Raw genomic sequence first — 12,797 nt, forward strand, 5'->3', positions numbered from 1 at the left:
AGAGGGAGAGCAGATGCATGATCATGCTCACTAATGCTCGATTACTCAATTAAAAGGATGTTACATGCTCGATTATGCAGCATTCCCTCAGCAGCGACAAGCGCTCATTTGCCAGATCCTGCAGGAGAACGGCAGGGTGGTTTGCGCCGAACTGGCGACCAGGCTGAACGTCTCGGAACACACAATTCGTCGTGATTTACATGAGCTTAGCAAAGGTGGTTTTTGCAAAAAGGTCTACGGTGGGGCGGTGATGAACCTGCCGGAGGCCGGTGACTATAGCGAACGCAAAGATAAAAATACGGCAACAAAACTCAGGATCGCGCAGCAATGCGCAAGGCTGGTAAAGCCCGGCGGCTGCATTTTTATCGATACCGGCACCACCAACCTGGCGATGGCCGAGGCCCTACCCGCCGAGCTGGCGCTGACGGTGGTCACCAACTCGCCGGAAATTGCCGCCGTGTTGCTAAAAAAACCGCTGTATGACGTGGTTATCCTCGGCGGACAGATTCAGCGGGCATCCGGGGGATGCGTCGGCACCTCGGCGGTTGCGCAGCTGCAGGGGATTCTGTTTGACCAGGGGTTTATCGGCGGCTGCGCGATGGCGCCGGAGTCCGGCCTGACGGGTTTTGACTACGCGGACTGCGAATTTAAGAAAGCGGTGATCGGGCAGTGTAGCGAAATTATCGTTGGCCTGACGTCTGACAAGATCCCGGCGGTGGCCCGCTTTGTGGTGGTTGAAAGCGGCGCTATCGATGTGCTGGTGGTGGAAGAGAACGTCAGCCGCGAGTATAGCGCCACGTTTCGCGAGCACGACATCCGCATTTATACGGTGTAATCCCCGGCCGGCGTATGCTGAAACCTGCGCTTCCTTTCCCTGGATGCGACAAATTCTCGACGATCTCGTTGCCCGGGCAGGGCGTTTACGCCGCTACCCGGGAAACGGTCTGACTTAGCCCATCGCGCTTTCGCGCAGGCGGGCTTTCAGCTTACTGTACTCATCAATCACGTACCGTTCGGCGGCGCGCTGGTCGGCAATCCGCTCAACGTTAACCGCGCAGTACTTGTACTCCGGCGTTTTGGTTATCGGGCTCAGGTTCTCGGTCACCAGCTCGTTGCAGGCGCCAATCCACCACTGGTAGGTCATATACACCGCCCCCTTATTCGGCCGATCGCTAACCTGCGCACGGGTGATGATGCGGCCCTTACGCGAGTTAACCCACACCAGCGCCTGATCCTCGATACCCAGACGCGCGGCGTCGGCGGTATTGATTTGCGCATAGCCCGGCTCGTCCGCCAGCGCCGCCAGCGCCGCACAGTTACCGGTCATCGAGCGGCACGAGTAGTGGCCGACTTCGCGCACCGTTGAGAGCACCATCGGATATTCCGCGGTGAGCCTGTCGATCGGCGCAACCCAGTCGCAGGTGTAGAACTGCGCCAGCCCGTTGGGGGTAGCGAACCGCTCTTTAAACAGATAAGAGGTCCCCTGGTCGGCGGCGGATTCGTCGCGGCACGGCCACATGATGTAGCCCAGCTCGCCCATCTTCTCGTAGGTGGCGCCGTAAAAGTCCGGACACAGATGGCGCAGCTCGTCCCAGATCTCCTGGGTGTTGCGGTAACGCATCGGGTAGCCCATTCGGGTGGCGATCTCGCTGATAATCTGCCAGTCGGTTTTCAGATCCCACTTCGGCTCCACCGCCTTAAAGAAGCGCTGGAAGCCGCGGTCCGCGGCGGTATAAACGCCTTCATGCTCGCCCCACGAGGTGGACGGCAGGATGACGTCCGCCGCCGCCGCGGTTTTGGTCATGAAAATATCCTGCACGATAACCAGCTCAAGCTCTGCAAAGGCTTTGCGCACCGCCGAGAGTTCGGCATCGGTCTGCAGCGGATCTTCGCCCATAATATAGGCCGCCCGCACTTCGCCGTGCGCCGCCCGGTGCGGCAGCTCGCTGATGCGGTAGCCGGCGTGCGCCGGCAGGCTCTCCACGCCCCAGGCTTTGGCGAACTTCTCCCGGTTTTCCGGGAACTTAACGTACTGGTAGCCCGGATAGGTATCCGGCAGGGCGCCCATATCGCAGGCGCCCTGGACGTTGTTCTGCCCGCGCACCGGGTTGACCCCGACGCTCGGCCTGCCGAGGTTGCCGGTCATGATCGCCAGGCTGGTCAGCGAGCGCACGGTTTCCACGCCCTGATAGAACTGGGTGACGCCCATGCCCCACAGGATGGCGGCGGATTTGGCGCTGGCGTACATCCGGGCGCAGGCGCGGATCTCCTGAGCGCTGACGCCGGTTATCTCTTCCACCGACTCCGGCGTATAGCCTTCAGCGATTTTGCGATACTCCCCGAAGCCTTCCGAGCGGCTGGCGACGAAGGATTTATCGTAGAGATCCTCTTCAATAATGACGTGGCCAATGGCGTTGAGCAGCGCGATGTTGGAGCCGTTTTTCAAGGCAATATGCATATCGGCAATGCGCGCGGTTTCAATTTTGCGCGGATCGCAGACGATAATCTTCGCCCCGTTGCGTTTGGCGTTAATCACGTGATTCGCCACGATAGGATGCGAATCGGCCGGGTTATAGCCGAAGATAAACACGAGATCGGTATTATCGATCTCGGTGATGGCATTGCTCATAGCGCCGTTACCGACCGACTGGTGCAGACCTGCAACCGATGGGCCGTGTCAGACGCGAGCGCAGCAGTCGACGTTATTGGTGCCAATAACGGCGCGCGCGAATTTTTGCATCACATAGTTGGTTTCATTCCCGGTGCCGCGGGAGGAGCCGGTGGTCTGGATGGCATCCGGGCCGTACTTCTCTTTAATCGCGCTGAGGCGGGTGGCAACGTAGTCGAGGGCCTCGTCCCAGGAGACGGACTCCAGCCTGCCGCCGCGCTGGCGGCGGATCATCGGGGTTTTCAGGCGCGGGGTGAGGATCTGGGTATCGTTAATAAAGTCCCAGCCGTAGTAGCCCTTCAGACACAGGGTTCCCCGGTTATTTTTGCCCATCGCCGGCTCGGCGCGGATAATCTGCCCCTCTTCGGTCACCAGCCTTATCTTACAGCCGGCCGCGCAGTAGGGGCACACGGTTGTTACCATTTTCATTGTGACGGGACTCCTTTCAATCATGCGGCAGCGAGGTCGCGATTAAAAAAGCAAAAAAAAACCAAACCGGCTGCTGATAGCGAGATCGACAGCCGCTCGTACAGCCGGAAAGCTCAACATCAGCAGCAGGGTTGCGGCGAGGGTCAGGCGAAGTAGCATGGTGCTTTCTCCGGAAGCTGTTGTGCTTATTTGCAAAATGAAACGCGGCAGCGGGCCACCCCGATACCGCACCGTTCAGCGCTACTCCTCATGCTGCTGCTTTTTAACCTTGCGCATTAATAACCACATGCGCACCGTGCGCGGCGCGCGATGCGTCCCCTGGGCTTCCGGCACCAGCCCGGTGTGCTTGTTGTAGCCGTTGAAAAACAGGTTCAGGGTGACGGCGCTAAACGTAGCCAGCATGATCCCGCTGTGCAGCAGCGGCTGCAGTACCTCGGGGAATTTAGAGAAAAACTGCGTCGACAGCGTTGGCGTCAGGCCGACGCCAAGGCTGATGGCGACGATATAGAGGTTGTAGCGATTGGTGGAGTAGTTGATGCGCGCGAGAATGCGTATCCCTGTTGCCAGCACCATGCCGAACATGACCAGCCCCGCACCGCCCAGCACGAACTGCGGGATAGAGGCCACCAGCACCGCCATCTTGGGCACCATGCCAAAGATAATCAGAATGGCGCCAGATGCGACGCAGACCCAGCGGCTATGGACGCCGGTGACGCTGACCAGGCCCACGTTCTGCGAGAAGGAGGTGTGCGGAAAGCTATTAAACAGCCCGCCAAACAGGGTACCGATGCCGTCAACGCGCAGGCCGCGAATGATATCCTGCGGCGTCAGCTTGCGGCCGACAATTTCGCCAAGCGCCAGAAACATCCCCATTGATTCAATGAAAACGATGATCATGACGGCGGTCATCGTGATGATTGATATCGGATCGAAGACGGGCGCACCTAAGGCCAGCGGAGTGACCACGGCGAACCAGTGGGCGTCATGCAGGCCGTTGAGGTTAACCTCGTTCATCATCATCGACAGGCCGAAGCCGAAAACGATGCCTAACAGTACGGCGACGTTAGACATAAAGCCTTTGGCAAAGCGGGTGACCAGCAGAATAAACAGCAGTACGGCAAACGAAATGCCCAGATAGATGGGGCTGCCGTATTCCGGATTACCTTTCCCTCCGGCCGCCCAGTCGATCCCCACCTGCATAATGCTCAGGCCGATGGACGTGATGACGACGCCGGTGACCAGCGGGGGAAAAAGCGGCATCAATCGGCCGATCAGCGGCGCCAGCAGGGTGGTTATTATTCCGGCCGCAATCGTCGCGCCGAAAATACCCATCAGTCCGATATCGGGATTCATGCCGATGGCCAGCATCGGCGTCACGGCGGCGAAGGTCACCGACATAATAACCGGCAGGCGAATGCCCATAAAACGCCCGACGCCGATACACTGCAGCAGGGTAACGACGCCGCAGCAAAACAGATCGGAGCTGATCAGCAGCGCGACCGTTTCTTTGCTTAGCCCCAGCCGGTCTCCAATCATTAAAGGGACGGCGACGGCGCCGGCATACATAACCAGAACGTGTTGCAAACCAAGAACGACCAGCTTCCCCGGGGATAAGACGCGATCCACCTCATCAATTGTGTGGGGGCTACCAGTGACCGATGGTGGTTGAGAATCAATGGCGCTCATAATGTATTTCTCCTTAATATCCAACGGCGGGCTCAGGAGCCAACCGGGAAGGGGGGTGAATAGAGAGAGTGCAAAGCTCGCTATTACCTATGCTTAGGCAGTGCCAGTTTTAATTCCTGCCGGAAAAATAATGTTGAAATGAGTCGACTATCACAGAAAGAGGCGGTAACGGCGGCGAGCGGCGGGAGAAAAAACGCCGTGGAGAAAATAGCGTCTCATAATGAGAGGGATATAATCATTCTGACTCACAATATGATTCTGAGGCGCGCCTCCCTGATATTTATGCCGGATGAAGGCGATATTTTTTTGAGGCTGCTCGCAAAAATAAGCTCGCCACGATTGAGAATGTAAAAATCGCCTGATTATTGCATCGCGACCCCTTGTCAATTTCGGAATAATAACAAGGGAAGCCAATGAACCGATTTATTGTTGCCGACGCTGCGAGCTGCATCGGCTGCCACGCCTGCGAAGTGGCCTGCGCTGTCGCCCACAGCGAGGACTGCTGGCCGCAGCGGCGGCATGATTTTCTTCCGCGTATCCACCTGGTTTCTCACCGCGGCGTCAGCCGAGTGACCACCTGCCGTCACTGCAACGATGCGCCCTGCGTTGCCTCCTGCCCGACCCGGGCGCTCTGTTTCGCCAACGACAGCATCCAGCTTAAGCCGGCGGCGTGTATCGGCTGTAAAAACTGCGCCGTTGCCTGTCCCTTTGGCGCGATCGAGATGGTGGCCGCCGGCGAGGATGCGCCGCAGCTGGCGCAGAAATGCGATCTTTGTCACCAGCATCCGTCGGGCCTGCAGGCCTGCGTCAGCAGCTGCCCCACCGAGGCGCTGCGGCTGATGGATGAATCCGGGCTAAACCAGCTGCGTCGTGAAAGGCAGGCCCGTGCCGCCCAGGGTCAGCCGGTGCGGATGCGGGGCGACGACCGGCGTTCGGCCTTCTTGCGTAAGCCGCCGCGCGTGGGGGGGCAAAAGATCGCCGCCGAGGAGCGCAAGGCGCATTTCGCGGAGATCTATCACCCACTCGGCGCCGGTGCGGCGGAATATGAGAGCGATCGCTGCCTCTACTGCGCGCAGAAAGCGTGGTGTAACTGGACCTGTCCGCTGCATAACGCCATCCCGGATTTTATTCGCCTGGTGAATGAAGGAAAGATTATCGAGGCCGCGGAGCTGTGCCATCAAAGCAGCTCATTGCCGGAAATCTGCGGCCGGGTCTGCCCGCAGGACCGACTGTGTGAAGGGGCCTGTACCATGAAGGCGCAGGGCGGGGCGGTAACCATCGGCAATCTCGAGCGCTATATTACCGATAGCGCGCTGGCGATGGGCTGGCGGCCGCAGGCAGGGGACGTCAGCCCTCGTGAGGAGCGGGTGGCGGTGATTGGCGCCGGGCCGGCGGGCCTGGGCTGCGCCGATATCCTGGCGCGCGCGGGGGTGCAGGTCGACGTTTTCGACAGGCATCCGGAAATCGGCGGCCTGCTGACCTTCGGTATTCCACCGTTTAAGCTGGATAAGAGCGTGCTGGCGGTGAGAAGAGAGATTTTCAGCGCCATGGGCATTCAGTTCCATCTTAACCACGAGGTGGGGCGCGACGTGGCGTTCGCCGATCTGCTGGCCGACTACGATGCGCTGTTCCTCGGCGTCGGCACCTACGGCCTGATGGCCGCCGGCCTGGAGGGGGAAGATGCCCCGGGAGTGATTCAGGCGCTGCCGTTTTTGATTGCCAGCACCCGCGAAGTCATGGGACTCGAGGCGTCCGGGGAGTATCCGCTCACCGATATCGAGGGTAAGCACGTTGTGGTGCTCGGCGGCGGCGATACGGCGATGGACTGTCTGCGCACCGCCGTTCGACGCGGCGCGGCGAGCGTGACCTGCGCCTATCGCCGGGATGAGCCGAGCATGCCGGGTTCGAAAAAAGAGGTGGTCAACGCCAGGGAAGAGGGCGTGGCGTTTCAGTTTAACGTCCAGCCGCAGCGGATCCTCCGCACCCGTAAAGGGGCGGTGCGCGCGGTGAGCATGATCCGTACCGAAATGGGCGAGGCGGGGCCTGACGGGCGACGTCGCCCGCGCCCGGTGGCCGGTTCCGAGTTTGAGCTGGCGGCCGACGTGCTGGTGATGGCGTTTGGCTTCCAGGCGCACGATATGCCCTGGCTGCGCGGTCACGGGATCGACCTCGACCGCTGGGGGCAAATCTGCACGGGCGGCGAGGGCCGGGCCAGCACGCAGACCCGCAATGATAAAGTTTTTGCCGGCGGCGACGCGGTACACGGTGCCGATCTGGTGGTGACCGCAATGGCCGCCGGGCGACGGGCGGCGGAAGAGATGCTTGGCCTGTTTAAGCGAAAGGAGAGCCTATGACCCGTTTTATTATCGCCAGCGCGGAGGCCTGCATCGGCTGTCGGACCTGCGAGGTCGCCTGCGCGCTGGAGCATTCCACATCCGCGGCCATGTTTCAGCCGCGTCTGAAGGTCCAGCGTCTCGATAGCCTTAGCGTACCGGTAGTGTGCCATCAGTGCGAGAATGCCCCCTGCGTGGCGGCCTGCCCGGTGGCGGCGCTGAGCATGGGAGAGGATCGGGTTGAGGCGGATGCGTCGCGCTGCATCGGCTGCCAGAGCTGCGCGGTGGTCTGCCCCTTTGGGGCCATCACCGTGGAGATCGTCGCCGCGCATCCGCCGCTGATTATCAAATGCGATCTGTGCGCGAACCGCGAGGGCGGTCCTGCCTGCGTGGCGGTTTGCCCGACCGCGGCGCTGAGCGTGATGACCGGCGAGCGGCTGGCGGCGCTGCTCAAACGGCGCCAGGAGACCGCCGCCAGCGCGCCGGGGATATAGATCTCTGCGGAGCGTTCCCCGACCGCCCGGCGGGTGAGAAGCAGCTTTCATGCGGGCCAGCGGGGAGGTGTTCCGTTCACCGGACGCCTGGCAGAACATGCGGCCCCGGCGCCAGGTGACCGGGTTAAGGGGAAGATAACCGTCTTCCCCTTAACAATCCCCGCGGTCCCGCACGGAAATCGGTGCTGCGCACTGCGCTCACCTCCCGGCCTGCAGCCTGCGGTCGGCTCAACTCGACCTGCTCGCCCGTTCCGGGGCTCGCTCCTGTCTCGATTCGCCTCTTGCCGCCATCCCTGGCGGCCAGCCCTTGTCTTTCGGCCTTCGGTTCGCCGATTTCAGCGGGGAGCCGGGGCCCCGCTGCACGCCTTTTCGCCACCTGGACGTTCATCATTGTGGTTGAGTCAGGGGGTAAAAAAGCCGGTCAGCGATGCTGCTGACCGGCTTGAGGCCTGGTGGACTACCCGCTCTGGCGCCGCCCTAAGGCAGCGCGTCCATCCGCGCCCACATCTTCATCGCCGCTTTCTGAGCCTCGGCAAAGAGCGGCTGGTGATCGAAGCTAAACCGCCGGTTCTCGTAAATCATCACGCCGTTGACCATCACGCTATGCACGTGGCTGCTGCCGAGGCCAAAGGCGATATGCCCGGCGATATTCTCGGCGATAAGCGGCGTGGGCGACGGATAGTCGCAAATCGTCAGGTCGGCTTTGTATCCCGCCTCGAGGCGGCCAAAGCGGGCGTTAAAGCTGCGGGCGAGCAGCTCGTTGCCGTTGCTTAAGGCGCGGGCAAAGCCGTCCGGCCACAGCGGCCCGCCGGCGTCGCGGTGCTTAAAGAAGGCAAACTTCAGCTCTTCAAACATATCAGAGCCCAGGCCGTCGGTGCCCAGCGCCAGGTTGCGGAAGTCCACCAGCCGCTGGTTATAGCCAACGTGGTTGTTCATATTGGAGCGCGCGTTATGCACCAGGAACCCATCCTGAGAATTGAGGATCTCAATATCTTCATCGGAGAGGTACAGGCCGTGGGCAACCAGCGTCCTGCGGTCAATCAGGTTAAACTCCGCCAGCCTGACCAGCAGGTCTTTACCGTAGCGATGATGGCTATGGCTAACGTCGTAACGATCCTCCGCCGCATGGATATGCAGACCGCGGCCGGTGGCCTGCAGCGCCTCGCCGAGCATCGCCAGCCCTTCGTCCGGTAGGGTAAAGGGGGCATGGGCGCCGATGTGCGCCTCAACCAGGTAGGGTTCGCGGCCCATCTCCCGGGCGCTGTCGACTTCGCGGGCAAAGCGAATATTCTCCTCGACGCAGGCCCGGAGCTCCTTAAGCCCGCCGTTGCGATCGGTGGTCTCAAAGCAGGTCATTCCCCGCAGGCCGACCCGCATAAAGGCGCTGCGCAGCTGGCTGAGCGACCCGGCGATATAGCCGGGAGAGGCGTGGTGGTCAATCACCGCGGTGCAGCCGCTGCGCACGGCTTCCATGGCGCAAATCAGCCCGCTGTAGTAGAGCGACTCCTCGTCCAGCGCGCGGTCGAGGCGCCACCACAGATTTTTCAGCGTCGAGATAAAATCGGGGCTGGAGGGGATAGTGGCCTGGATCCCGCGCGACAGGCCGGAATAGAAGTGGTTATGCGCGCAGACCATCCCCGGCATCACCAGCCGGCCGTGCATCTCTTTGACCCTGGCCTGGGGATAGCGCTGAGCGAGCCCCGGAGCAATATCGAGAATTTCGTCGTTTTCAATCGCGATATCGATACCTTCCATGACCTTCGCCGGATAGAGCTGCGCGGCGGTGGCATTCTTCAGAATTAAGATACTCATACTTCGACGCCTCCCAGCAGGTAGCGGTGGTTAAGATGAACGTGGCTAATGATGCGGCAAAGATCGGTAACGGCAGGGGGAACGTCAGCGATATGGCCGCTATCGTCGATTTTTAGCAGCCAGGTGTGCTCGTTTTGCCGGACGTGAACGCTGTCGTCCTCGACGAAGAAGCCGGGGTTGCTGCTGTTGGCGAAATCCTGCGCCAGGCTAAAGACGGTAATTTTGTCTTTGTAGGGCTTGCCCTGCCACGGGCAGAACTGCGCGCAGTTGCCGCATTCGTTGCAGTAGGCGTCGAGGTGCAGCGTCTGGTAGCGGTTCTGGAATCCCGGCACGGCGATTGAGACGTTGGCGCGGTTTGGGCATACGTCCACGCATTTGCTGCACACGTAGTTGCACTCCAGGCAGCGCTCCGCCTCCTGAGCTACGAACGCCTCCCGGCGATCCCTTGCCACCTCAGCGATGGCGATAGTCCCTTTGCGCTGGTAAATATCCGCCGGATCGACGTTGTTCCACCGCTTATGCTGATGGTGGTTGGCAATATTCTCTCGCGCCAGAATCGCATCCGCTGCCCGGCGGGCGTTGCCGATCGCCGAGACGATGGACGACGGGCCGCGCTGAACGTCGCCGATAAGAAATACCCCCGGCAGCGCGGTTTCGCCCGTAGGATTCGCCGCCGGCCAGCCGCTGTCGTCCAGCGGAATGCCCATCGCCGCCAGCGCCGCAACGTCCTGCTGTTCGCCGATGGCGGTAATGACCGTATCCGCCAGTAGGGTGCGGGTTTGGCCGGTAGCCAGCGGGCGACGGCGGCCTTTCTCATCGGCGTCGCCGAGCGCCATCACCCGGACGGTGAGCGTCCCGTCGGCGTAGAATTGTTCAGGATTACTGAGAAACTCGAACGCGACGCCGTCGCGCTGCGCCTCTTCATACTCTTCGCGCCATGCCGGCATCTCCTGCAGAGAGCGGCGGTAGACGATGGTTGCTTTCTCCACGCCGGGTACCCGCAGCGCGGCGCGGGCGCAGTCCATGGCGGTATTGCCCGCCCCGATGACCACCACCTGTTTCCCCAGGCTCAGCGTCTCTCCGCGATTGTATTCGCGTAAAAACTGCAGCGATTTTCGCACGTTGCGGTTGTCGCCGCCGAGGCTGACGCCGCTGTTTTTGTCGGTACCGGTGCCGACCAGCACGTAGCGATAGCCTTCGCCGCGAAGCTTCTCCACCGTCAGCTGCGGATCGCAGCCGTAGACGATGTTCACCCCGTGGTTGACCACAAAATCGATATCGTGCTGAATCAGCTCCCCGGGAATACGGAAGCGCGGAATGATGTTGCGCACCACGCCCCCGGCGTTGGCTTCTCGTTCAAACAGGGTTACCGGGTACCCTGCCCGGGCAAGAAAGTAGCCGGCGGCAAGCCCTGCGGGGCCCGCGCCGATCACCGCCACCGGGTTCAACGAGCCGGAGCCGGCCGGCCGGTGCCAGCGCCGCCGATACTCTTCCCAGCCTTTCTCGAGCGCGATTTTCTTCAGCTCGCGGATATTGAGCGAACTGTCGTAGTCGAGGCGGGTGCAGTTGCTCTGGCACTGATGATCGCAAATATGGCCGGTAATCGCCGGCAGGGCGTTACGCTGATAGATAAGCTCCAGCGCGTCGGCATAGCGCTGCTCGCCCATCAGGCGAATATACTCCGGGATATCCTGCTTAATCGCGCAGGCGCTCACGCAGGGCGCGACGTAGCAGTCGGTGGGCGGCAGCGGCTCTGGGACCTCGATGCGGTCCGGCGATTTCCAGTGTTTCTGGGTGTACTCCATGCTGATGGCTTTTTCGGCCAGCGCGCTGAGGCGCGGGACGTCCACCTGCTGTAAATCCCAGCCGCTGGCCTGCTCCAGCTCGCGCATGCAGGCGCTTAGCCGCAGATAGCCGCCCGGTTTTAGCAGGTCGGTGGCCATGGTAATCGGGCGGATCCCGGTTTCAAATATCTCGCGGATTGTCAGCTGGCTGGCGCCGCCGGAGTAGGAGATGGGCAGCCTGCCGTCAAATTCGCGGGACAGCAGGGCGGCTACGTTGATGGCGAGAGGGAAGAGCGCGCGGCCGGACATATACATCTCATCGCCGGGCAGCGCCCCTTTGCGATTGATCGTCCCAAGGGTGTTGGTCAGCTTGACGCCGAAACCCAGATTGCGCTCCTTCGCCAGCGCCATCAGGCGGTGCAGCATCTCCAGCGCCTGGCCGATTTTCAGATCGTGGTCAAAGGACTCTTCATTCAGGCCGATGTAGCTAAAGCCGCAGGTATCGAGGATTTCGCGTACGCGCGGGTAGCCAAGCAGCGTCGGGTTGAGCTTCACAAAGGTATTCAGCCCTTTCTCTTCCAGCATATAGCGGCAGATGGCCTCGATTTCATCGGGCGGACAGCCGTGCATGGTCGAGAGCGTGACGCCGCTCACCAGCCGGCTCGGGATGCGCTGGGCCAGCGTCGCCAGCTGCGGACGAATGTCCTCAAGCTGATTGCCGATCGCAAAGCGGTCGCTATGCGTCCAGCGATAAAGCGTATTGCGATACTGCGCGAATTTCGGATGAGATCCGGCATCCATCATATTGTCGATAAACTGCTGCATCGGCGGCTGCTTAATGCCCTCGAGGTTATAGCCGACGCTCATATTAAAAATAAACGACTTGCCGGATTTTGACGGCGTGAAGGGGAATATCTCCTCCAGCAGGTGGAGGATAAACCAGGCTTTCAGATATTCATCCCAGGATTTGAGCAGGGTAAATTCGGTGGACCATTCGGTGTTAAAACATTCATCTTCGGCGTCAATGCAGGGCTTTTCCAGCTCAAGGCGGTCGAGGATCTGCACGGTTTTCAGCTCAATAAACCTTCCGCCGGTAAGCCATGAGGTGATGATATTTTGCGCCAGCTGGGTGTGCGGCCCGGCGGCGGGGCCGATGGGCGTGGCGCAGCTCTCGCCAAATACGCTCAGGCGCCTCGACGTTACCGGGATATAAAACTGCTGCTGCGGAATGCCGAATATTGAACGGTGATGCTGGTACTCATCGAAAATACGCGTCAAAAGTTCCTCAAACGGGACGGGACGCATAATATCACCCATAACCCTCTCCTTAGATTCATGTATGCGATCAACGTTGCCGGTACGAGCACGCTATTTTCAAGGCTGCCGGATCGGTAGAAAAATAGCGGGCGGCGTATTCATTCCGACGGATGGGAAAGGAACAGCAACATTCGCACCAGTTATTTAACCGGCGGCAGGATTAGGCATAAATTTGTGAAGGAACTCTAAAGTTGACGACGTTATTGTCGTGAGAGCACCTGTTTAAATGAGAATTAAAATCACTCAATAACGCGCGGGGAGAATAGCGTTAAAA

General features: G+C 60.5%; 7 protein-coding genes. 3 read left to right on the forward strand and 4 right to left on the reverse strand.

Annotation, left to right across the window (positions count from 1 at the left end; genetic code table 11):
- Positions 1–64 precede the first annotated feature (64 nt).
- A complete protein-coding gene (locus MMW58_RS13045; RefSeq protein WP_133598038.1) occupies positions 65–835 on the forward strand; it encodes a DeoR/GlpR family DNA-binding transcription regulator in 771 nt (256 codons plus the stop codon).
- Positions 836–949: 114 nt separating this feature from the next.
- Here MMW58_RS13045 and fdhF read toward each other — a convergent pair whose 3' ends face one another.
- Complete coding sequence (gene fdhF, locus MMW58_RS13050) at positions 950–3,097, reverse strand: formate dehydrogenase subunit alpha (RefSeq protein ID WP_241723550.1); 2,148 nt, start codon at positions 3,095–3,097, stop codon at positions 950–952.
- A gap of 240 nt (positions 3,098–3,337) precedes the next feature.
- Positions 3,338–4,783 (reverse strand): nucleobase:cation symporter-2 family protein, encoded by a 1,446-nt coding sequence (locus tag MMW58_RS13055; protein ID WP_241723551.1) that lies wholly within the window; start codon positions 4,781–4,783, stop codon positions 3,338–3,340.
- Between the two features lie 413 nt (positions 4,784–5,196).
- On the opposite strand from MMW58_RS13055, the gene ygfT reads away from it, so the two are divergent.
- Positions 5,197–7,137, forward strand: coding sequence for a formate-dependent uric acid utilization protein YgfT (ygfT, locus tag MMW58_RS13060; RefSeq protein ID WP_241723552.1), 1,941 nt, complete (start codon positions 5,197–5,199; stop codon positions 7,135–7,137).
- Positions 7,134–7,610, forward strand: a complete 477-nt coding sequence (locus MMW58_RS13065) for a 4Fe-4S dicluster domain-containing protein (protein WP_133599471.1) — start codon at positions 7,134–7,136, stop codon at positions 7,608–7,610. Before ygfT ends, MMW58_RS13065 begins: the two co-directional genes overlap by 4 nt.
- A 477-nt stretch (positions 7,611–8,087) precedes the next feature.
- Here MMW58_RS13065 and ssnA read toward each other — a convergent pair whose 3' ends face one another.
- Both ssnA and ygfK read right to left on the reverse strand, forming a co-directional pair.
- Entirely contained in the window at positions 8,088–9,422 is a 1,335-nt protein-coding gene (ssnA, locus tag MMW58_RS13070) for a putative aminohydrolase SsnA (RefSeq protein ID WP_241723553.1), read from the reverse strand.
- Positions 9,419–12,523 (reverse strand): putative selenate reductase subunit YgfK, encoded by a 3,105-nt coding sequence (ygfK, locus tag MMW58_RS13075; protein ID WP_241723554.1) that lies wholly within the window; start codon positions 12,521–12,523, stop codon positions 9,419–9,421. The genes ssnA and ygfK overlap by 4 nt, the downstream gene beginning before the upstream one ends.
- Between the last annotated feature and the right edge of the window lie 274 nt (positions 12,524–12,797).

Source organism: Klebsiella sp. HC6 (assembly GCF_022605325.1).
GTDB classification, from domain to species: domain Bacteria; phylum Pseudomonadota; class Gammaproteobacteria; order Enterobacterales; family Enterobacteriaceae; genus Klebsiella; species Klebsiella terrigena.

What these genes read in the sequence shown, in the direction of transcription:
- MMW58_RS13045 (WP_133598038.1), top strand. Translation starts at nt 65, where the DNA reads ATGCTCGATTATGCAGCATTCCCTCAGCAGCGACAAGCGCTCATTTGC.
- ygfK (WP_241723554.1), bottom strand. Translation starts at nt 12,523, where the DNA reads ATGGGTGATATTATGCGTCCCGTCCCGTTTGAGGAACTTTTGACGCGT.
- MMW58_RS13065 (WP_133599471.1), top strand. Translation starts at nt 7,134, where the DNA reads ATGACCCGTTTTATTATCGCCAGCGCGGAGGCCTGCATCGGCTGTCGG.
- ssnA (WP_241723553.1), bottom strand. Translation starts at nt 9,422, where the DNA reads ATGAGTATCTTAATTCTGAAGAATGCCACCGCCGCGCAGCTCTATCCG.
- ygfT (WP_241723552.1), top strand. Translation starts at nt 5,197, where the DNA reads ATGAACCGATTTATTGTTGCCGACGCTGCGAGCTGCATCGGCTGCCAC.
- MMW58_RS13055 (WP_241723551.1), bottom strand. Translation starts at nt 4,783, where the DNA reads ATGAGCGCCATTGATTCTCAACCACCATCGGTCACTGGTAGCCCCCAC.